The organism is Chromobacterium sp. CCUG 76385 (assembly GCF_059916625.1).
Genome location: NZ_JAUCGU010000002.1, coordinates 38,428 through 59,221, shown reverse-complemented (window position 1 = coordinate 59,221; position 20,794 = coordinate 38,428). Strand labels below are relative to the sequence as shown.

Sequence of the window (20,794 nt, the reverse complement as noted above, 5' to 3'; positions counted from 1 at the left end):
CCCGCGTTCCGTCGCCGGCCGGCCAACGCCGGCCGCTATCTCGCTTACTCGGCGCGCGCAGTCTTGGGCTTGCGCGCCGAAGGACGACGCTGGCCGCCAGTCTTCTTGCCGCCGGTCACGGTCAGATTGGACCACTTCATCACGGCGGCCACTTCGGCGGCGTTCAGTTCGTAGAACTGGCCGCGCTTCAGCCGCGGCGGCAGGCCGATATTGCCGAAGCGTACGCGCATCAGGCGGCTGACGGTCAGACCGAAGTGTTCGAACATGCGGCGCACTTCGCGGTTGCGGCCTTCCTTGATCACCACGTTGAACCACTGGTTGGCCGACTCTTCCTGGCCGCCGGTCTGGAAAATGCGGTCGAAACGCGCCTCGCCGTCTTCCAGCTGCACGCCCTTGGTCATTTCCTTCATGATTTCCGGCGTCAGCTCGCCCAGCACGCGCACCGAGTACTCGCGCTCCACTTCGAAGCTGGGGTGCATCATGCGGTTGGCCAGTTCGCCGCTGGTGGTGATCAGCAGCAGGCCCGAGGTGTTCACGTCCAGGCGACCGATGGCCACCCAGCGGCTGGATTTGGCTTGCGGCAGGCGGTCGAATACGGTGACGCGGCCTTCCGGATCGTCGCGGGTGACGATTTCGCCTTCTTCCTTGTGATACATGATCACGCGCGGCAGGCGGTCGGGCCACTTCAGCTTGATCGGATCGCCCTTGACCGTGACTTTGTCGTGCGGACCGACTTTGTCGCCGAGATTGGCCTTCTTGCCGTTGACCAGCACCAGGCCGGCTTCTATCCATTCTTCCATTTCGCGGCGGGAGCCGACGCCGGACGAGGACAAGGCTTTCTGCAGGCGCACCGGTTCGATCTCGTTCAGATCGACACGCACTTCCTTCAGCTTCTGCGCCTTGTTCTTGATGTCCTGGCTGGGGCTGCGCAGACGCAGCTTCTTGGCGCGCTGCACTTGCTGCTTGGGCTTGGCGTCGCCGCGGCCCTTGGCCCTCGGGTTCTGCTCGGCCTGCGGCTTGTCGCCGTCGGTCCTGTTGCGCCCTCTGGCGGCCTGATCACCGGCCGGACGCGCGGCGTTCTTGTTGCCGAAGCGCTTTTCATGATCCAGCGCCACATTGCCGTTGATATCGCCGTTGCTGTCACGCGTGTAGGCCGGTTTGCGGTTGGCCGCGGCCAGCATCTGCTGCTCCTGCTCGCGACGAGACAGCTTGAACAGCGGCACGCCATTCTGTACCGGTGCGATCGGGTTGCCGTAGGCGTCGCGCGCCTGGCGCGGGCCGCCGCGGCGGGCCTGCTGGCCCGGCTGCTGTTGCGGGAAGCGCGGCTGGGCGCCGGCGGCGGGGTGCTTGCCCTGGCGTGACTGGCCCTGGCTGCGGCCGGCGTTATCGCGCGGCTGGGAAGTTTCACGGCCCTTTACACGCGAAACCGGCTGGCGCGCGTGGGTACGTTGTCCTTTTGTAGACATGTGTTTGCTCTTTCCATGTGAGCAACTGGCGGAAACTTATTCCGCGACTGGCTCTAAATTGTCCGCCTCATCGTCGAGGGGGAGATCGTCTGCGCCCGCATCGGGGCGGTGGTCCTGCGTTTGAACGTCCGGCACCACCAAGCTGCCCAACTCCGCCAGCGGCGGCAGGTCGTTCAGCGAGACAAAGCTCAGATCGTCCAGAAATTTGCGTGTCGTAGCGTACAGGCCGGGACGGCCCGGTACGTCTTTGTGCCCGATGACTTCGATCCAGCCGCGCTCCAGCAGGGTCTGCATCACGTTGGTTGAGACCGATACGCCTCGTATCGCCTCGATATCGCCACGGGTCACAGGTTGTTTGTAGGCGATGATCGCCAAGGTTTCCATCACCGCGCGCGAATAGCGCGGCGGCTTTTCCGGATTCAGCCGGTTCAAATACGGCGTGAATTCGGCTCGGGCCCTAAAGCGCCAGCCAGATGCCAGCTTGACCAGCTCGATGCCGCGCCCGCGCCAGTCTCCCTGGATATCTTCCAGAATATCGTTGATCAGCGCAGCCTTGACGTCTTCGGTGAACAGCTTTTTCAACTGGGAAACCGACAAGGGCTCCTGGGCCGTCAGCAAAGCCGTTTCCAGCACGATCTTCAGATATTTTAAATCGGTAATGGTGGACATTAAACCGGGGTGCCGGGGAAGTCAGGGGTTTTCAAAGCGCGGGAAGCCGTGGATTCTACACGAGTTTCGCGACAAGCGAAACTACGCAAACAAACCGCCTATCGGCGTCAGGCTGTAGCGCTTCAGCACCGTGCCATCGGTTTGCCGCACATCCTCCAGCAATTGCCCGCCGCAGGTTTCCACGGTGCGCACCGCGGCGGGATTGGCGGCGTCGCACACCACCACCCAGTTGCCGCATTCCGGCTGTTCGGCGATGGCCTGCACATATTGCAGCAGCACGCGGCCGTAACCGTTGCCGCGCCACTTTGGCAAGACCTCAAAGCCGATATGGCCGATCTTTTCCTGGATCATGTGGGTTTCGCCATGCCGCAGCCGCGCCGCGCCGACGATCTCGCCTTCGGGCGTCAGCAGAAACCAGGTCTGGCAAGGCACCCACCCCGCAGGCATCTCCTCGCCATCGGCATGCCGCACCAACTTGCGCAGCCAAGCATCCGCATCATCCGCCAGATCGCGGTAATAATCGAAATCCAGCTCGCGGCAAGCCTGGAAGTATTGGCGATACGCGGTAAGATGTTTTTCGCTGGCGGCTTCGATTCTCATTGCATGCTCCCGGCTCCGATACTCCCATCGTAAACGTCCAGCAGGCGAGGTCAAGGCTTTTGCGCATGACTGCGCCGGCTATGCGACAATTCCACCCTGTATCGCAGCGAGTCACATCATGAGTCACACCCCGCAAGCCATTCTGCTGATGGGCCCTACCGCCTCCGGCAAAACCGGCCTGGCGCTGGAGCTGGCGCGTCGTTTTCCCGCGGAGATCATCAGCGTCGATTCCGCGCTGGTCTACCGCGACATGGACATCGGCAGCGCCAAGCCGACGGCCGCAGAAATGGCGGCCTGCCCGCATCACCTGATCGACATCATCAGCCCTTTGCAAAGCTATTCGGCGGCGCAGTTCCATGCCGATGCGAACCGCCTGATCGCCGATATCCAGTCTCGCGGCAAGCTGCCGCTGCTGGTCGGCGGCACCATGCTGTATTACAAGGCGCTGCTGGAAGGCCTGTCCGACCTGCCGCAAGCCGATGCCGCGCTGCGCGCCGAACTGGATGCCGACGCCGCCCGGCAGGGCTGGCCCGCCATGCATGCGCGGCTGGCGACGCTGGACCCCGCCACCGCCGCCCGCCTCAACCCCAACGATTCGCAGCGCATCCATCGCGCGCTGGAAGTTTGCCTGCTCAGCGGCCAGCCCATGTCCGAGTTGATTGCGCAAGGCAAGGAGGCTGCCGCCAGCTTCCGCTTCCTGCCGCTGGCGCTGGTGCCGCGCGAACGCGGCTGGCTGCACGCGCGCATCGCCCAACGCTTCCACCAGATGCTGGAGCAGGGCTTTCTGGATGAAGTCAGCCGGCTGCGCGCCCGTTACCCGGAACTGAGGCTGGACCTGCCATCGATGCGCTGCGTCGGCTATCGCCAGGCCTGGGAGCATCAAGATGGCCTATATGGCTACGACGACTTCATCGAACGCGGCATCGCCGCCACCCGCCAGTTGGCCAAACGCCAGCTGACCTGGACGCGCAGCCTGGAGGTGATCCCGGTGGACGCGCAGCAGGATGGCTTGGCCGATCTGCTGGCCGCAGCCGTGGAAGACTTCCTGGCCGGGCGCCCCGCGGCGGACGCTTTGCGTTACGGCGGGGATTTCTGAATCAAAGACGGCAGCGCCAAGCTGCCGTCTTTGATCGTCGATCAAGTCTATCTGGGGCTGACGCTCATGCGCAGGGTATGGGTCCAGTCATGATCGCTGGCCGATACCACATTGTCGTACAAGGCGTAAGTCATGCCCTCCCCCGGCCACGGATTCATCATGTAGACGTAACTGCCGCCGCTGCCGCTCTGGTAGCCGCGGCCTACGATGAAATGGCCGCCGCCGCTGGTCCAGCCATAGCGGATCACAAATGGCCGGTTGGCCTGGATGTCCTGCTGCACATGCGTCCAGGACAGATAGTCGTAGACCGCGTAATTGGACACGCCCCAGTTGCTCAGGATGTCCTGCAGGCTGCCTCCGCCGCCGAACATATTATTAGGGCTGTTGGCGTCGCTGTTCCAGTTGAAGTTGCTGTTGCCGCAAGCGTAGTTGATGCCGAATGCCCAGTTGACGATGGCGCACTGGCTCGGCGTCTGCTTGTACCAGGCCAGCACCGCCTTGCTGGAGCCGGCCCAGCACCATTGGCTATGCTCCTGCACCGTCAAGGGCACGCCCAGCACTTTGCTGTCGGCCTGCGCGGCAACGGCGCCGGCCAGCATGGCCGCCGCCAGAATGGTCTTGCCCAGATGCATATTCATCATGATGGCCTCCCCTCAGCGCCAGCTGGAAAGATTGCTGCGCACCACGGCGCGCAGCGGTTCGAGCAACTGCGCGCCGTCCAGCAGGACAGCGCCGCCATCGGCCTGGCGTTGCAGTTGCAGCGACGCATTGGCTGAAGTCAGCGCGGCGAAGCGCGGCTTGCCGCCGGCCGGCGTCACCTCCAGAAAATCCGATTGCGCCTGGTAGACCCGCAGGAAACGGGTAGCGGCCCGGCCGCCATCGCCATAAGCCGCGCGCAAGGACTCCAGATCCTTAGCCAGCCCGGCCGCGCCATAGGACACCGCTTGCCAGCGGCCCGCCACCTTTTCCACCGTCACCAGGCCAACCGGCCGCTGTTGCTGATACACGGTGAAGCGCCAGGCGCCGGTGGGCGCCATTTGGCGGCTGAGATCGGCATCGGTCGCCAATAGTTGTTGCGGCGTCACGCTGTATACCGGAAAACCGGCGCCGACGCGCAAAGACGCCAGCGCGCGGCCATCCGCCACCTCCAGCGGAAAGCCTTCCGGCAGACGATTGCCGAACGCCTGCCCGTTCTGCCTGACGAAAGCGTCCAGGCCTTGCCTGGCCGCCGCGGCGGCACCGGTTTGCTGCTCGGCCAGTTGCGCGGCGGATAATGACGCCGCGTGGGCCGGCGCGCTGCCGCCGGCGAGAACGGCCAGGCCCAGCCAGGCCGCCATGATCACGGATTTCGACTGCATGTTTCGACTCCCCAGAGTTGGAACGCGTTTGCAGTTCAATACCTGCCCATGGCATACCATGAGCATGCTGATAGTCATAGCAGCAGAAATTGCGCGTCCCAATCCGTGGAAAAACATACATCTCATTGATTTATTTTTGAAAATATCGACAATTCAGTCGCTTGCCGCGTGGTATTAAAGTGGCCTATCAGATAAAACCTGCCCGTAAGGTCAGCACCCAAACTGTCGCCAGGCTCCTATTGCCCCAGGCCTGAGAATGGCCTGATGCGCATCGCAGCGCGTTGCACTACCGGACTGCTCGCGCGACGCCCACCATCCGTCATAGCCCGATGGCAAACACGCAGAATAAAGCCCCGCGGTTAATCGCGGGGCTGTTGCCTGAAGTCGCGCTCAGCGCTGCGGCAGCGGCTGCAAACGCCGCAGCCACCAGGCCACCGCCAGCAGCAGCAACAAACCGCCAGCCAGCACCGCGGCCACGCCATGCCAGCCGCCGCGCCCCCACATCAGGCCGGATAGCGAGCCATACACGCTGGAGCCGAGGTAATAGCAACTCAGATACAGCGCCGCAGCCATGGCCTTGGCCTCCCTGGCCCGCAGGCCTATCCAGCTGCTGGCCACCGAATGGCCGGCGAAGAAGCCGAAAGTGAACAAGGCGATGCCGGGCACCATCAGCCACAAGGTGTCGGCCAAGGTCAGCGCCAGGCCAGCCAGCATCATCGCCACCATCAGCCACAACACGTTGCGGCGACCCAGCCGGTCCGCCAGCCGCCCCACCCAGGCCGACGACCAGATGCCCACCACATACAGCGAAAACACCAGCGCCAGCATGCTCTGGCTCAGGTGAAAAGGCGCCGCCAGCAAACGGAAGCCCAGATAGTTGTACAGGCTGACGAAACAGCCCATCAGCAGGAAAGCGGTGAGAAACAGCCACGGCAAGCCGCCGTCGCCAACGATGGCCTTCCATTCCCGCCGCATGCGGCCAAAATCATGCGCGCGCGGCTGGAAATGGCGCGATGGCGGCAACCAGCGCCAGAACAGCCAGGCGCCCACTCCGCCCAGCAAGGCCAAAGCCAGCACTGCGCCGCGCCAGCCGAAATGATCGGCCAGCACCGAGGCCAGAAACCGGCCGCACATGCCGCCCAGCGCGTTGCCGGCGATATACAGCCCCATGGAGTGGCCCAGCGACTTGCCGTCCACCTCCTCGCTCAGATACGCCATCGCCACCGCCGGCAGGCCTGCCAGCGCCACGCCGAACAGCGCTCGCAGCCAGATAAGCTGCCCGAAACTGCCGACAAACACCGACAGCAGCGTCAGCAGCGCGCCCAGCGCCAGCGCGCCATTCATCAAGGCGCGGCGGCCGAAACGATCCGACAGCAGGCTGGCCGGGATCAGGCTAAGCGCCAGCGTGCCGGTGGACATCGACACCACGCCGCTGGCGGCGGCGGGGGTCAAGCCAAAGTCGTGCGCGAATACCGGCATCAGGGGCTGGGTGCAGTACAGCATGGCGAAAGTGCAGAAACCGCCGACAAACATGGCGCGGGACGTGGCGCGAAACGCCGGGCTGCCAACGTGCAGCTTGCCGACAGGCGATGCTGCAGCGGCGGCAACAGATGGGGACAAGACAGTAGCGGAAAGGGGGGTGGACACGGCGACAATCTCATGAAACTGACAACACCGCCAGCTTAGGCTTGGCCATTGCAGCAGTCCAATATATATTTAAATCATCATTGATACTTATAAAATATTAATCATGGAACTGCGACATCTGCGCTATTTCCTGGCGGTAGCCGAAGAACTGCACTTCACCCGCGCCGCCGAACGCCTGCACATCGGCCAGCCGCCCTTGAGCCAGCAGATCCAGGCGCTGGAAGCGGAACTGGGCGTGGCGCTGTTCCGCCGCCACCAACGCAAAGTGGAGCTGACCGCCGCTGGCCGCCAGTTTCTTCCCCGCGCGCGGCAGATCCTGGCCGACAGCGCCGCCGCCGTTGCAGCCGCCCGGCGAGCGGCCGATGGCGAGATCGGCGAGCTGCGTATCGGCTTCACCTCCTCGCTGCCGCTCACCCCCATCCTGCACCACAGCCTGCAACACTACCGCGCCGCCTACCCAGACGTCAGGCTGACGCTGCGCGAAATGTTCACCGCCGGCCAGTTCGACGCGCTGGAGCGCGGCCAGCTGGACTTGGGTTTCGTCCGCTTCAACGGCCCCGCGCCCAGCGCGCGGATTCAAGTCAGGGAGTTGCACCGCGACCGCCTGCTGGCCGTGCTGCCGCGCGCGCACCCGCTGGCGCGAGCCGGCAGCGTGGCGCTGGCCGAACTGGCGCGCGAGCCATTGATCGGCTATCCGCAGGAATCCGGCGCCGGCCTGCGCGACGTGATTCTGCAGCTGGCGCGGCAAAATGGACTGGAGTTGAACGTGGTGCAGGAGGCGGGAGAGGCGATCACCCAGATCGGGCTGGTGGCGGCCGGCGTCGGCGCCGCCATCCTGCCGTCCCCGCTGGAGTGCGTGCAGATCCCCGCGGTGAGCTATGTGCCGCTGTCGGACGCGGACGCCTACCTGTCGATGGGCATCGCCACCCGCCGCGACGAAGATTCGCCGCTGGTGGCCAATTTTTTGGCCGGAGTGGAGACTGAAAACTAGCCCCTGCGCAAAAACTGCTGATGCCAGCGCGTGCGCGCGGCGCGCGCTTCGCTGAACAATTGATTCAGACTGGCCGCGTCGCCTTGCTCCAGCAAGGCTGACAAGCGCTCCAGGTTGGCGCGGTAGTCCGCCAGCTCGGCCAGCAAGGCGTCGCGGTTGGCCAGGCTGATGTCGGTCCACATTTCCGGATGGCTGCCGGCGATGCGGGTGAAATCGCGAAAGCCGGTGGCGGCAAAGTCGAAGCAGCGTTCGGCGTCGGCCTTGGCCGCCACCTGATCGACATAGGCGAAGGCCAGCAAATGCGGCAGATGGCTGACGCTGGCGAACACCGCGTCGTGCTCGGCCGCGCTCATGGCATGGATTTCCGCGCCGCAGGCGCGCCACAGCTCAGCCACGGCGTGAGCCGCCTCTGGCAGCGTCTCGTCCAGCGGCGTCAGCACCACGCGGCGGTTCTCGTACAAGCCGTACTGCGCGGCGGCGGCGCCGGACAAGTCCGACCCGGCGATCGGGTGCGCCGGCACGCACCAGGGCAGATGCTGCGGCAGATGCTCGCGATACAGCGCCGCCACATCGCTCTTGGTGCTGCCGCCGTCGGTGACGATGGCGCCCGGCCGCAGCCCCGGCGCCAGCGCCCGCATCAAGGCGCCCATCTGCCCCACCGGCGCGGCCAGCAGCACCATGTCGGCGCGATGCGACACGCTGGCGATGTCCTGCGTCACCTCGTCGGCCACGCCCAGCGCCAGCGCGTTCTCAAGATTGGCTTGCGTGCGGCCCACGCCGATGACCCGGCGCACCCGGCCGGCGCGCTTGAGCGCCAGCGCGAACGAGCCGCCGATCAGGCCGACGCCCGCCACCACCAGCGTGTCTATCTGCTGCTGCACCTGCATCCCCCTTGTTCTGCCGCCACCCGCGCGGCGCGAAGGTCTATCATAAGCGATTTTCCCGATCAGGCCAGTCTGGAGACCGACATGACCGTCACGCTGTATTGCTATTTCAAAGTCGAAACCGATGCCGAGGCGCAGCTGCAAAGACTGCGCGCGCTGCAGCGCGAACTGGCCGCCGTGGGCTGGACGGGCGAGTTGCTGCGGCGCTGCGACGATGAAACGACCTGGATGGAGGTGTATGCCGGCATCGCGGACCGGGACGCCTTCCGCGGCGCCTGGCAGGCCGCGCGTCAGCGCCACCACTTGGCGATGCCGGCGCATGAGGAATGGTTCCAGCCGCTCTAGGGGCTGTTGACGTTTTGTGAGCGGTCGCGCCGGGATGCGTTTTGCGACGAATCGAGGCGTTTCGCGCGCCGCATTTCATTCTCTGCCAGCGCGGAACAACGAAGAGTCGTCGCGAAAGGCGCCCGGCCCTTCAGGTTTGGCGAAGCGCAAACGCGATCCACGCAGCAAGCGTCAACAGCCCCTAAACAAGAAAAAGGCCGGGCGCAAGCCCGGCCGAAAGAAACACGATTCACGAGAGAAACCGAAACTCATGCCCGGCTTGCGCCTGGCGACTCGGTCATGGCAAGCAATATACCGAACGCGGCCGCCTCCACCAAATCACTTGTTCTGCTTTGCAAATCACCGTTAACCGTTTTGCATGGCAGGTTCGGCGCGCAGCGCCAGCCGCTCCACCCACAGCGCGATCACGCCATCGCCCGCCACATTGCAGGCGGTGCCGAAACTGTCCTGCGCCAGATACAGCGCGATCATCAGCGCCAGCGCGGCCTCTGGGAAGCCCAGCACGCTGGACAGGATGCCCAACGCCGCCATCACGCCGCCGCCGGGCGCGCCCGGCGCCGCCACCATAGTCACGCCCAACAGCAAGATAAATGGCAGCATGACATCCCAGCCCGGCAGCGCCAGGCCCTCCGTCATCAGCATTACCGCCGTGGCGCAGCTGACCAGGGTGATGGTGGAGCCGCACAGGTGGATGGTGGCGCACAAGGGCATGACAAAGTTCACCACCGGCGAGGCCACCTTCATATTGCCGGCCGAGCGCAGCGCCACCGGAATGGTGGCGGCGGACGACATGGTGCCCAGCGCGGTGAAGTAGGCCGGCAGCATGGCGCGCAGCAGCGAGAACGGATTGCGCCCCAGCAGCAGGCCGCTGACGCCGTACAGCAGCGTCAACCACAGCGCGTGCAGACCGATGGCCAGCAGCAGCACCACGGCAAAGGTCTGCAAGGTGGCGAAGGCGGTGCCGGCGGCGGCCATGTCGGCGAAGACGCAGGCGATATAAGCCGGCAGCAGCGGCACCAGCACGCGGGCCAACACTTTCTCGACGATGTCCTTGCCCTGCTCCGCCATCTCGTGCAGGCGCGTCGCGCCGGTGGCGGAAATGCCCAGTCCGAAGACAAAGGCCAGAGTCAGGGCCGTCATCACATCGAACAAGGGCTTGATCTCCAGCTTGAACAGCGGCGCGATGGCGCTGGCCGCAACCGGCGTCTGGGCCGCCTCGCCCACCCACTGCGGCAACACGGTCGACGCGGCGCCGAAGGCCAGCGCGCCGGACAGCACGGTGGAGCCATAGGCCAGGCCGACGGTCCAGCCCAGCATGCGGCCGGAGCCGCTCTCCAGCGACGCGATGCCGTGCATGATGTAGAACACGATGATCAGCGGGATCATGAAACCGATGAATTGGCCGAACAGGCCCTTGAAGGTCAGCAGCAAGGATTGCGCCGGGTCCGGCGCGTACAGGCCGAGCAGCATGCCCAGCGCCATGCCGGCCAGCAATTTCAGAATCAATTTCAAAACACGACCTCTTTGTCCGTTGTATCAGCCCATATCCGCCGCGCGCAGGCAAAGCATCACCGCTCCGGTCCAGGCCGGATGGCATGCGATGAGGGGAGACCCGCCGAGACGGCAGGCGGAACGCGGCGCCGGTTTGTCCCTCCGACGCCAGGCTTCAGGCTTGTTGTAACAAGGCTTGCCGCAATGCTTGCAGCAAAAGGGAAGGCGTCCAGACGCGCTCGCCCAAGCGGGCCAGCGGCCAGATGCCCATCAGGCTATTGGAGAGAAAGGCCGCGTCAGCGTCAATCAAATCGGCGGCGGAAAGTCGCATTTCCATAAATTCAAGTCCGAAATCAGAAACATTGTCCGTCAACCAATCTCGCACCGCGCCGTTTACGCCGCAGCGATCCAGCCTAGGCGTCAGCAGCTGCCGCCCGCGCAGCAGGTAGACATTGCTCATGGTGCCCTCAACCAGCCAGCCGTCCTGATCCAGCAACAGCCCTTCCTGAATGGCCGGGTCGTCCCATTCGGAACGCGCCAGCACATTCTCCAGCCGGTTCAGATGCTTGACGCCGGCCAGCGCCGGCTGGATGGACAGGCGCAGCTCGCACCAGCGCGCCGCGACGCCCTGCTCGCCATATTCTTGCGGGTAGCCCTGCCATGGCGAGACTGATACGATGCGCGTCGGCGCACCGGCCGCCGACATCGCGTAGCCGCGGGCGCCGATGCCGCGCGTCAGCACGATCTTGGCCACCGCCGACTCATGCTGGCGCCCCAGCGCCATCAGCTCGTCCAGCAGCAACTGCTCGTCCGGCGCTTCCAGCCGCAGCCGCGCCGCGTCGTCGGCCAGCCGCGCGTACTGCCAGCGCCACATCCACGGCCGGCCATGGCGCAGCTGCAGGGTGCGGAACACGCCGTCGCCGTAATTGAAGCCGCGATCCAAGGCCGAGACCATTTCGCCCGGCAGGCCGTTGATGAGCATGGCCATCAAGCCTGCTCCACGCCCAGCGCTCTGAGCAAGCCGCGCGCCTTGTGGCGGGTTTCCATCAGCTCGCGCTCGGGATCGGAGTCGGCCACGATGCCGCCGCCGGCGCGGAAGCGCAGCTGGCTGCCTTCCTGCATGAAGGTGCGGATCAGGATGTTGAAGTCCATGCTGCCGTCGCGGTTCAGATAACCCAGGCTGCCGGTATAGGCGCGGCGCGCGCCGTTTTCCAGCTCGCGGATGATCTGCATGGTGCGCACCTTGGGGCAGCCGGTGATGGTGCCGCCGGGGAACAGCGCGCGCAGCACGTCCGCCGGCGCGACATCGTCGCGCAGCCGGCCGCGCACATTCGATTCGATATGGTGGACATAGGCGTAGCTGGCCACCGCCATCAGCTCGTTGACCTCCACCGTGCCCGGCCGGCAGATGCGGCCCAGATCGTTGCGTTCCAGATCGATCAGCATCACGTGCTCGGCGCGCTCCTTGATGCTGCTGATCAGCCGCTGCTTCAGCGCGGCGTCTTCCGCCGGGTCCGGCGAGCGCGGATGGGTGCCGGCGATCGGCCGCGTCTCGGCCCAGCCGTCCTGCACCCGTACCAGGCGTTCTGGCGACGAGCTGACGATCTGCGCGTCGCCAAAGTCCGCCAAGGCCGAGAACGGCGCCGGGTTGGCTCGGCGCAGCGCGGCGTACAGATCCGGCGCGGCGATGCCGTCGGCCAGTTCGGCGCGCCAACCGCGCGAGATGTTGACCTGAAACACATCGCCTTCGTAGATGTAGCGCTTGAGGCGGACTACCGCGTCGGTGTACCACTGCGGCGGGTCTTCTTCCAGCGCGTTCAGCGCTACCGCTGCCGGCTCAAAAGCCGGACACGCGCCGACCAGGCGCTCCAGCCGGTGCCAGTCCTCGGCCGTCTCGCCGACCAGCCAGGCTTCGTTGTGGACGCGGTCCACCAGCACCGCCGCCGGCGCGCGCGCCCATACGGCCAGTGGAAAACTATCGGGCAAGGCGGCCGGCACGCGCGGCTCAAACTCGGACAACAGGTCGTAGGCAAGATAGACAAACCAGCCGCCGACAAAGGGCAGTCCATGCGGATTGGCCACCGGCCGCGGTTGGAAGGCGCGCATCTGCTCGAGAAACGCCTGGCCCTCGCCGCTGCGGAACACGCGCCGCTCGCGCTGCATCAGCAGCAAGTCCCAGCCGCTGTCGCCGGACGACTGCATCAAGTACGGGAAATTCTCGCGATCGGAGACGTGCAGCGCCAACAAGTCGGGAATGAAATCGAGTTTCTGCGTGAACATCGGGAGTCCTGGGCCGGCAAGGCCCGGCACTGATTTACGACCTCCGCCGGCCAACCTTGCGCACGGCGGCGGAAAAAAGAAAAACCGCTGCGAGTGTAGCGCAGCGGTTCGGTCTGTCAATCGCTTGCGCGACGGTTTTACACGCGCTTGAACACCAGCGTGCCGTTGGTGCCGCCAAAACCGAAGGAATTGGAGATACCCACGTCGATCTTCATTTCACGCGCGGTGTTGGCCACGTAATCGAGATCGCAACCCGCTTCCAGATCCTGCTCGACCAGATTGATGGTCGGCGGCGAGATCTGGTTGTGGATGGCCAGGATGGTGTAGATCGCCTCCACGCCGCCGGCGCCGCCCAGCAAGTGGCCGGTCATCGACTTGGTGGAATTGACCACCAGCTTGCCGGCGTGGTCGCCGAACGCCATCTTGATGGCGTTGGTCTCGTTGGCGTCGCCCAGCGGCGTGGAGGTGCCGTGCGCGTTGACGTACTGCACTTGGTCGGCGTTGATGCCGGCGTCGCGCAGCGCGTTGGCCACGCCGCGGGCCGGACCCTCGGCATTCGGCGCGGTGATGTGATACGCGTCCGAGCTCATGCCGAAGCCGATCAGCTCGGCGTAAATCGTCGCGCCGCGCTTCACCGCATGCTCGTACTCTTCCAGCACCAGCACGCCGGCGCCCTCGCCCATCACGAAGCCGTCGCGGCCCTTGTCCCAAGGACGGGACGCGCCTGCCGGATCGTCGTTGCGGGTGGACAGCGCCTTCATCGCGGCGAAGCCGCCGATGCCCAGGCGCGAGATCGCGCCCTCGGCGCCGCCGGCCACCATGATGTCGGCGTCGCCGTACTGGATCAGGCGCGCGGCGTCGCCTATGCAGTGCGCGCCGGTGGTGCAGGCGGACACGATGCCATAGGACGGCCCCTGGAAGCCCTTCAGGATGGACACCTGGCCGGCGATCAGGTTGATCAGCGATCCCGGAATGAAGAACGGACCGATCTTGCGCGGACCGCCTTCCATCAGCGCCACGCCGGTGTCCTCGATCAGCGGCAAGCCGCCGATGCCGGAACCGATATTGACGCCGACGCGGGTCTTGTCCAGGCCCGGGATGTCATCCAGGCCCGCATCGGCGATGGCCTGGAAGGCCGCGGCGATGCCGTAATGGATGAACAGGTCGTTGCGACGCGCTTCTTTGGGCGAGATGTACTGGGCGATGTCGAAATCCTTGACTTCGCCCGCGATCTGGCACGCCATGTCGCTGGCGTCGAAACGGGTGATCTTGGCGATGCCGCTCTTGCCGGCCAGCAGATTGGCCCAACCCGTGGCGACATCATTGCCGACCGGGGACACATGACCCAGGCCGGTGACTACTACTCTGCGTTTGGACACGAAGAATCTCCGTGAGAGATGGGAGGGCAGTCTCCCGTTGAAACCAAGCGAGTCGATTGCGCAAGCGCGCAATTCAAACGCACGTTTGGAATCCTCATAACAAAAGAACCTCTGCGGGCGAGCCGAAGCAGCACCGGGCAGAGGTCCTGGTCCCGAAGAAAGGGATTATTTGTTCAGATGAGCGGTGACGTAGTCGATGGCTTGCTGAACGGTCGTGATCTTCTCGGCCTCTTCGTCCGGAATTTCGCACTCGAACTCTTCTTCCAGAGCCATTACCAGCTCAACGGTGTCGAGCGAGTCGGCGCCCAGATCGTCCACGAAGGAGGACTCGGTCTTCACTTCGGCTTCGTTCACGCCCAGTTGTTCGGCGACGATCTTCTTAACGCGCGCTTCGATGTTTTCCATTTGTTTAAACCCTTGACCTTTCTGATTCGGGATCACAAAACCCCGGTATTCTACAAAAAAAAATTAGAGCAGCCTACCTAAATCTCATCCGGACATTTGCCGGACCAGTTTATGGCATCAGCATGCCACCATTTACATGCAATGTCTGACCCGTGATGTACGCGGCCCGATCCGACGCCAAAAATACAACGGCATCGGCAATGTCCTTGGCGTCGCCCAGACGACCCAGGGCGATCTGCCCCACCAGCGCCTCGCGCTGCGCTTCCGGCAGCGCGCGGGTCATGTCGGTGTCGATGAAGCCCGGCGCGACGCAGTTGACGGTGATGTTGCGGCTGCCCACCTCGCGCGCCATGGACTTGGTGAAGCCCATGATGCCCGCCTTGGCGGCGGCGTAGTTGGCTTGGCCGGCGTTGCCCATCGCGCCCACCACGGAGGCGATGTTGATGATGCGGCCGGTGCGGGCCTTCATCATGCCGCGCATCACGGCCTTGGACGTCTTGAACACCGACTTCAGATTGGTGTCCATGATGGCGTCCCAATCGTCTTCTTTCATCCGCATCAACAGATTGTCGCGGGTGATGCCGGCATTGTTGACCAACACGGCGATGGCGCCGAATTCCTTCTCCACCGCCTCCACCAGCGCCTCGACCGCGCCCGCCTCGGTCACGTTCAGCACGCGGCCGGCGCCGCCCTTGCCGGACAGACGCTCATGGATCGCAGCCGCGCCGGATTCCGACGTAGCGGTGCCGATGACAATCGCGCCTTCGGCGGCCAAGGCGTCGGCGATGGCCGCGCCAATGCCGCGGGACGCGCCGGTCACCAGCGCTACTTTGCCCTGCAGACTCATCAATATGTCTCCTTATGGTCGGCGCCCGCGCCATGCAGCGCGGATCGCCGCGGGCCAGCCTCAGGCCAACCCGCTGTCAATGGGTGCTCAGGCCAGCTCGGCGCTGGCGGCTTCCAGCGAGGCGCGATCGGTCAAGGTCAGGCACTTGACGTTGCCGTCGATGCGCTTGGCCAGGCCCGCCAGCACCTTGCCGGGACCGCATTCCGCCATCAGCAGGATGCCGTCGCCGGCCAGCTTCTGGATGGTTTCGGTCCAGCGCACCGGCATGTACAGCTGACGGGTCAGCGCGTCGCGGATTTGCGCCGGATCGCTGTAGCTGGCCACATCGGCATTGTGCAGCACCGGGATAGCCGGCACGTTCAGGTTCACCTCGCGCAGCGCCTCGGCCAGACGTTCGGCGGCAGGGCGCATCAGCGAACAATGCGACGGCACGGAAACCGGCAACGGCAGCGCGCGCTTGGCGCCCTTGGCCTTGCATGCTTCCATCGCCCGCTCCACCGCGGCCTTGTGGCCGGCGATCACCACCTGCCCCGGCGAGTTGAAGTTGACCGGCTCCACCACCTCGCCCTGCGCCGCCTCCGCGCAAGCGGCGCGGATGTCGTCGTCGGACAGGTTCAGGATGGCGGCCATCGCGCCGGTGCCGGCCGGCACGGCAGCCTGCATGGCCTCGGCGCGCAGGCGCACCAGCTTGATGGCTTCGGCGAACGGCAACGCGCCGGCAGCCACCAGGGCCGTGTACTCGCCCAGACTGTGGCCGGCGACGACGGCCGGCTGCTTGCCGTTCAGCTCCTGCCACGCCAGATACGTGGCGTAACCGGCGGCCAGCATGATGGGCTGGGTATTGACGGTGGCGTTGATGGCATCGGCGCTATCGGCCTGCAACATGGCCCACAAATCCACCGACAACGCGTCGGAAGCTTCTTCGAAGGTATGCTGCACGACCGGCAGGTCGGCGAAGCCATCCATCATTTTCAGGCTCTGCGAGCCTTGACCGGGAAACAGAAATGCAAAAGTCATTGTCGACTCCACTGAATTCGACGCAAAGGATGACGCAAGACGCCCCTCGCTGCCAAGCCCGCCGATCAAAAAAACCGCTGATAATCGGCGAATCGGCGGCGAAATGCGTTTTTTCGCGTCATCCGCTTATCAAAAGATCAGCAGCGCGGCGCCCCAGGCAAAACCGCCGCCTATCCCCTCCAGCAGCACAGTCTGCCCGCGCTGGATGCGGCCATCGCGCACGGCGACGTCCAGCGCCAGCGGGATGGAGGCCGCAGAGGTATTGCCCTGCTCCGGCAAGGTGACGATGACCTTGTCCATGGACAAACCCAGGTGTTTGGCGGTGGATTCGATGATGCGCAGATTGGCCTGGTGCGGCACCAGCCAATCGACGGCGGATTTCTCCACGCCGGCCTCGGCCAGCGTGGACATGGCGATCTCGGACAAGGACTTGACAGCGAATTTGAATACCGCCGGACCGTCCATGTGCAGATACGGCATGCCCTGGATCTTGCCGCCGGAAATCTGCGCCGGCGTATTCAGCAAGCCCTGGTAACGGCCATCGGCCGCCAGCTTGGCATGCAGGATGCCCGGCTCGTCAGAGGCGCCCAGCACGACTGCGCCGGCGCCGTCGCCGAACAGCACGCAGGTGCGGCGGTCATCCCAATCCAGCACGCGCGACATGATCTCCGCCCCCACCACCAGCGCTTTCTTCGCCATGCCGCTCTTGATATAGGCGTTGGCGGTGTTCAGCGCGTAGATGAAGCCGGCGCAGACGGCCTGCACGTCAAACGCAGGCACGCCGGGCAGGCCCAGCTTCTCCTGCAGAATGCAGGCGGTGCTGGGGAAGATCATGTCCGGGGTGGTGGTGGCGACGATGATCAGGTCGATCTCGTCCTTGTCTATGCCAGCGCTGGCGATGGCGGCTTCGGCCGCCCTCAAGGCGAGGTCGCTGGTCTTGTGCTGCTCGTCGGCAATATGGCGCGCGCGGATGCCAGTGCGAGTGACAATCCACTCGTCGCTGGTCTCCACGCGTTCGGCCAATTGCGCATTGGTGAGCACCTGGGACGGCAGGTAGCTGCCGGTGCCGAGAATGCGGGAATAGCCCATGTATGTCAGTTCGCTTCTGCCTCGGATTGCTTGAGGTTGTCTAGTTGTTTAGCAACCCGTTCGGCGATGTGACCAATCACGTCGGAGCCGGCCTCCTCGCATGCCTGCGCCAACGCGTAACGGAATCCTGTGACATCGGCGCCGCCGTGGCTTTTCACCACGATGCCGCGCAGGCCCAGCAAGCTGGCCCCGTTGTAGCGGCGCGGATCGATGCGCTTCTTGAAGAGCGCCAGCACCGGCAGCGCGGCCAGCGCGCACAGGCGCGTCCACCAGCTGCGGCCGAACTCTTCCTTCAGGAATACGGCGAACATGTGCGCCAGCCCCTCAGCTGTCTTGAGCGCCACATTGCCGGTGAAACCGTCGCAGACTACCACATCCACCGTGCCCTTGCAGATGTCGTCGCCTTCCACGTTGCCGTAGAAATTCAGCTCCGACTGGCGCAGCAGTTCGGCAGTCTTCTTGATGTTGTCGTTGCCCTTGATGTCTTCGCTGCCGATGTTCAGCAGGCCGAGGCTGGGGTTGGTCTTGCCTTGCAGGCAGGCCATCAGTTCGGAACCCATGATGCCGAACTGCAACAGTTGTTCTGGGGTGCAATCGACGTTGGCGCCCAGATCCAGCACGCAGGAAGTGCCCTTGACATTGGGCAGCAGCTTGGCGATGGCGGGACGGTCGATGCCTGGAATGGTCTTGAGGACGAAACGCGCGGTGGCCATCAGCGCGCCGGTATTGCCGGCGGAGACGGCGGCTTGCGCCTTGCCTTCCTTGACCAGATTGATCGCCACCCGCATTGACGAATCCTTCTTGTTCTTCAGGGCGAGCTGAGGCGCCTCGTCCATGCCCACCACTTGGGTGGCATGCTGGATGAGGATGCGCTCACGCACGGCGCCCGCATGCAGGGACAGTTCCGCCTCAAGGGCTGGCTGGTCGCCTACGAGAATCAGATGGGTGTCGGGGTGGTCTTGCAGGAATTGGATCGATGCCGGGACGGTGACCTTGAGGCCAACGTCACCGCCCATAGCATCAACCGCGACGGTGATAGTCATCAACGAGTGCGGTATAAAGTGCCTACCAAAAAAGGAAAGGAAGTGAGGACGGGGAGATTACTCGCCCTTGGTCTTCACAACCTTGCGGCCACGGTAGAAGCCGTTCGGGCTGATGTGGTGACGCAGGTGGGCTTCGCCGGTGCTGGCTTCAACTGCCAGGGCCGGAGCGGTCAGAAAATCGTGTGCACGATGCATGCCGCGCTTGGACGGGGACTTTTTGTTTTGTTGAACAGCCATGGTCGACTCCTAAGAAATTCAAGTAGATTCTAATGCGAATCAGGGTTACTCGGACTTGGGTCTCTTAAGCGCCGCCAGCACCGCAAACGGGTTGGGCTTGTCAGCCTTGGCGAGCGAGAGAGTATCCCTGCTGCATTCGTCGTGTTTCGGCGAATGCGGCAAGCCCATGATGATTTCGTCTTCGATCAGCGCAATCACGTCCAGTTCGGGTTCGGCGAGAATGGCGTCCAGTTCCTCGTCCTGCTCGCAGGCTTCATCCAGTTTTTCCTGGCTGGCGAACAGCGTGAGCACCGAGTCGGTGTCCAGGCTGAACGGCATGCCATCCAGGCAACGCTGGCAGGTGACTTGCAGCTCCGCCGTCAGGCGGATGCGCAGAGCGAGGCGCTGCAACTCGTCGCGAAAGCCGTCGAGCTGGTAGGACACCTCGCCAGAGGTGTCCGACAGGTCGCCATGAACGCGCTCGTCCAGCCCGCCAACCGGCAATGCGCCGGACAGCGAGCGGCCCTCCCGGGCGAACTTGAGCGGATCAATCAAAATCGGTTTAGACATAAACTCCGCATGGTACAATCCATTCCCCTGATTTGTCAAAAGAAACAAGGCAGGCGCAAACCGCCGTCGTCCGCGCCGCGGCAACAGCGCCGCGCCCTGCCGCCACCAGGCTCGAAACATGCACATCGTACTGGCTTCCACCTCCCGTTATCGCCAAGAAATCATCGCCCGCCTGGGCCTGCCTTTCCAAGCCGAACCACCGATCTGCGACGAGACGCCGCTAGCAGGCGAAACCGCGCTGCAAACCGCGGTGCGCCTGGCCCGCACCAAAGCGCAATCGCTGGCTGCCAAACACCCGGACGCGCTGATCATCGGCTCCGACCAGGTAGCCTTGCTGGACGGCCAGCAGATCGGCAAGCCCGGCAGCTTCGAAAACGGCGTGGAAATGCTGAAGTGGATGAGCGGCCGCACCGTGGTGTTCCACTCGGCGCTGGCGTTGTACAACAGCCACAGCGGCCGGCTGCAGGAAGGCGTGGGCCTCACCCGCGTGACGCTGCGGCAACTGAGCGAAGCGCAGATCCGCAATTACCTGACCCGCGAGCCCGACGCCCTGCATTGCGCAGGCAGCGCCAAGAGCGAAGGACTGGGCGGCGCGCTGCTGGAAAAGGTGGAATCCGACGATCCCAACGCGCTGATCGGCGTGCCGTTGTTCCAATTGATCACCATGCTGGCCAACGAGGGCGTGGAGGTGCTGAAATGAGCGGCACGCTATTCCTGATTCCCGCCCCGCTGGGCGATGAAACCGTCGCCTGGCTGCCGGAGGGCGAGCGCGCCAAGGTCGTGCACCTCACCCACTTCGTGGTGGAGGCGGAAAAAACCGCGCGCAAGCACCTGAAGGCGCTGGGCGTGACCACACCCATCCGCGATCTGGCCATGCGCACGCTGAACGAGCATACCAAGGAAGCGGACGTCGCCGCCCTGCTCGCGCCGCTGCAGGCCGGCCACGATGTCGGCCTGATCTCCGAAGCCGGCTGCCCGGCCGTGGCCGACCCCGGCGCGCAGCTGGTGGCGCTGGCGCACCGCCACGGCATCCGCGTCGAGCCGTTGATCGGCCCCTCGTCCATCCTGCTGGCGCTGATGGCCAGCGGCGCCAACGGCCAATGCTTCGCCTTCCACGGCTACCTGCCGGTGGACGCGGCGGAAAAGGCCAAGCGGGTGAAGGAGCTGGAGCAGCGTTCGCGCCAGCACAACGAGACCCAGCTCTTCATCGAGACCCCCTATCGCAACAACGCGCTGCTGGCGCAGCTGCGTGAAACGCTGGCGCCCAGCACCCGGCTTGCGGTAGCCTGCGACCTGACGCTGCCCACGCAGACCATCGTCAGCCATCGCGTGCAGGATTGGCCCAAGGACGCGCCGGACCTGCACAAGCGCCCAGCCATTTTCGTGATCCACGCCGCCTGA

Annotated in this window: 23 protein-coding genes; 5 read left to right on the top strand and 18 right to left on the bottom strand. The window is 64.6% G+C overall.

Annotated features, from left to right (window positions below; genetic code table 11):
- Positions 1 to 44: 44 nt before the first annotated feature.
- From QUG01_RS02100 to QUG01_RS02090, 3 genes are all read right to left on the bottom strand, one after another.
- Positions 45 to 1,466, bottom strand: coding sequence for a pseudouridine synthase (locus tag QUG01_RS02100; protein WP_500828670.1), 1,422 nt, complete (start codon positions 1,464 to 1,466; stop codon positions 45 to 47).
- Between the two features lie 36 nt (positions 1,467 to 1,502).
- The gene (gene scpB / locus QUG01_RS02095) at positions 1,503 to 2,135 is read right to left on the bottom strand and encodes an SMC-Scp complex subunit ScpB (RefSeq protein WP_103320201.1); all 633 of its coding nucleotides are present in this window, start codon (positions 2,133 to 2,135) and stop codon (positions 1,503 to 1,505) included.
- A gap of 81 nt (positions 2,136 to 2,216) precedes the next feature.
- Positions 2,217 to 2,735 carry a GNAT family N-acetyltransferase gene (locus QUG01_RS02090; RefSeq protein WP_500828669.1) on the bottom strand — a complete coding sequence of 173 codons (519 nt, stop codon included), beginning with the start codon at positions 2,733 to 2,735 and terminating at the stop codon, positions 2,217 to 2,219.
- A gap of 118 nt (positions 2,736 to 2,853) precedes the next feature.
- Here QUG01_RS02090 and miaA point away from each other — a divergent pair, with 118 nt between their 5' ends.
- Complete coding sequence (gene miaA / locus QUG01_RS02085; RefSeq protein ID WP_500828668.1) at positions 2,854 to 3,831, top strand: tRNA (adenosine(37)-N6)-dimethylallyltransferase MiaA; 978 nt, start codon at positions 2,854 to 2,856, stop codon at positions 3,829 to 3,831.
- A gap of 47 nt (positions 3,832 to 3,878) precedes the next feature.
- Here the strand turns inward: miaA and QUG01_RS02080 are convergent, their stop codons facing one another.
- The 3 genes from QUG01_RS02080 to QUG01_RS02070 form a co-directional block, all read right to left on the bottom strand.
- On the bottom strand, positions 3,879 to 4,472 hold the full coding sequence (locus QUG01_RS02080; RefSeq protein WP_500828667.1) for a C39 family peptidase: 594 nt from the start codon (positions 4,470 to 4,472) through the stop codon (positions 3,879 to 3,881).
- A gap of 12 nt (positions 4,473 to 4,484) precedes the next feature.
- Complete coding sequence (locus QUG01_RS02075) at positions 4,485 to 5,189, bottom strand: hypothetical protein (protein ID WP_500828666.1); 705 nt, start codon at positions 5,187 to 5,189, stop codon at positions 4,485 to 4,487.
- A gap of 390 nt (positions 5,190 to 5,579) precedes the next feature.
- Positions 5,580 to 6,836 (bottom strand): MFS transporter, encoded by a 1,257-nt coding sequence (locus QUG01_RS02070; RefSeq protein ID WP_500828665.1) that lies wholly within the window; start codon positions 6,834 to 6,836, stop codon positions 5,580 to 5,582.
- 103 nt (positions 6,837 to 6,939) lie between these two features.
- On the opposite strand from QUG01_RS02070, the gene QUG01_RS02065 reads away from it, so the two are divergent.
- Positions 6,940 to 7,827, top strand: coding sequence for a LysR family transcriptional regulator (locus QUG01_RS02065; protein ID WP_500828664.1), 888 nt, complete (start codon positions 6,940 to 6,942; stop codon positions 7,825 to 7,827).
- Here QUG01_RS02065 and QUG01_RS02060 read toward each other — a convergent pair.
- Positions 7,824 to 8,714 (bottom strand): prephenate dehydrogenase, encoded by an 891-nt coding sequence (locus tag QUG01_RS02060; protein WP_500828663.1) that lies wholly within the window; start codon positions 8,712 to 8,714, stop codon positions 7,824 to 7,826. The two genes, QUG01_RS02065 and QUG01_RS02060, sit on opposite strands and share 4 nt — an antisense overlap.
- Positions 8,715 to 8,795: 81 nt before the next feature.
- Here QUG01_RS02060 and QUG01_RS02055 point away from each other — a divergent pair, with 81 nt between their 5' ends.
- Complete coding sequence (locus QUG01_RS02055; RefSeq protein ID WP_500828662.1) at positions 8,796 to 9,056, top strand: DUF4936 family protein; 261 nt, start codon at positions 8,796 to 8,798, stop codon at positions 9,054 to 9,056.
- A 345-nt stretch (positions 9,057 to 9,401) separates the two neighbouring features.
- Here the strand turns inward: QUG01_RS02055 and QUG01_RS02050 are convergent, their stop codons facing one another.
- The 11 genes from QUG01_RS02050 to QUG01_RS02000 all read right to left on the bottom strand — a co-directional run bounded on the left by QUG01_RS02050 (position 9,402) and on the right by QUG01_RS02000 (position 19,393).
- A complete protein-coding gene (locus tag QUG01_RS02050; RefSeq protein ID WP_500828661.1) occupies positions 9,402 to 10,568 on the bottom strand; it encodes a dicarboxylate/amino acid:cation symporter in 1,167 nt (388 codons plus the stop codon).
- A 154-nt stretch (positions 10,569 to 10,722) separates the two neighbouring features.
- Positions 10,723 to 11,535: an aminodeoxychorismate lyase gene (gene pabC / locus QUG01_RS02045; protein WP_500828660.1), complete on the bottom strand. Its 813-nt coding sequence runs from the start codon at positions 11,533 to 11,535 to the stop codon at positions 10,723 to 10,725.
- Entirely contained in the window at positions 11,535 to 12,827 is a 1,293-nt protein-coding gene (locus QUG01_RS02040; protein ID WP_500828659.1) for an aminodeoxychorismate synthase component I, read from the bottom strand. Before QUG01_RS02040 ends, pabC begins: the two co-directional genes overlap by 1 nt.
- Positions 12,828 to 12,964: 137 nt before the next feature.
- Positions 12,965 to 14,206: a beta-ketoacyl-ACP synthase II gene (gene fabF / locus QUG01_RS02035; RefSeq protein WP_500828658.1), complete on the bottom strand. Its 1,242-nt coding sequence runs from the start codon at positions 14,204 to 14,206 to the stop codon at positions 12,965 to 12,967.
- Positions 14,207 to 14,371: 165 nt separating this feature from the next.
- Positions 14,372 to 14,611, bottom strand: coding sequence for an acyl carrier protein (gene acpP / locus QUG01_RS02030; protein WP_103319235.1), 240 nt, complete (start codon positions 14,609 to 14,611; stop codon positions 14,372 to 14,374).
- A 109-nt stretch (positions 14,612 to 14,720) separates the two neighbouring features.
- Positions 14,721 to 15,458 (bottom strand): 3-oxoacyl-ACP reductase FabG, encoded by a 738-nt coding sequence (gene fabG / locus QUG01_RS02025; RefSeq protein ID WP_307913720.1) that lies wholly within the window; start codon positions 15,456 to 15,458, stop codon positions 14,721 to 14,723.
- Positions 15,459 to 15,545: 87 nt separating this feature from the next.
- The gene (fabD, locus tag QUG01_RS02020; protein WP_500828657.1) at positions 15,546 to 16,475 is read right to left on the bottom strand and encodes an ACP S-malonyltransferase; all 930 of its coding nucleotides are present in this window, start codon (positions 16,473 to 16,475) and stop codon (positions 15,546 to 15,548) included.
- A 129-nt stretch (positions 16,476 to 16,604) separates the two neighbouring features.
- The gene (locus QUG01_RS02015) at positions 16,605 to 17,564 is read right to left on the bottom strand and encodes a beta-ketoacyl-ACP synthase III (RefSeq protein ID WP_071109554.1); all 960 of its coding nucleotides are present in this window, start codon (positions 17,562 to 17,564) and stop codon (positions 16,605 to 16,607) included.
- 5 nt (positions 17,565 to 17,569) lie between these two features.
- The gene (plsX, locus tag QUG01_RS02010) at positions 17,570 to 18,607 is read right to left on the bottom strand and encodes a phosphate acyltransferase PlsX (protein WP_500828656.1); all 1,038 of its coding nucleotides are present in this window, start codon (positions 18,605 to 18,607) and stop codon (positions 17,570 to 17,572) included.
- A 57-nt stretch (positions 18,608 to 18,664) separates the two neighbouring features.
- Positions 18,665 to 18,844 carry a 50S ribosomal protein L32 gene (gene rpmF, locus QUG01_RS02005; RefSeq protein WP_011136965.1) on the bottom strand — a complete coding sequence of 60 codons (180 nt, stop codon included), beginning with the start codon at positions 18,842 to 18,844 and terminating at the stop codon, positions 18,665 to 18,667.
- A gap of 45 nt (positions 18,845 to 18,889) precedes the next feature.
- Positions 18,890 to 19,393 carry a YceD family protein gene (locus QUG01_RS02000; protein WP_500828655.1) on the bottom strand — a complete coding sequence of 168 codons (504 nt, stop codon included), beginning with the start codon at positions 19,391 to 19,393 and terminating at the stop codon, positions 18,890 to 18,892.
- 118 nt (positions 19,394 to 19,511) lie between these two features.
- Between QUG01_RS02000 and QUG01_RS01995 the strand changes: the two genes are divergently transcribed.
- On the top strand, positions 19,512 to 20,093 hold the full coding sequence (locus QUG01_RS01995; protein ID WP_500828654.1) for a Maf family protein: 582 nt from the start codon (positions 19,512 to 19,514) through the stop codon (positions 20,091 to 20,093).
- On the top strand, positions 20,090 to 20,794 hold the full coding sequence (locus tag QUG01_RS01990; RefSeq protein ID WP_500828653.1) for an SAM-dependent methyltransferase: 705 nt from the start codon (positions 20,090 to 20,092) through the stop codon (positions 20,792 to 20,794). The genes QUG01_RS01995 and QUG01_RS01990 overlap by 4 nt, the downstream gene beginning before the upstream one ends.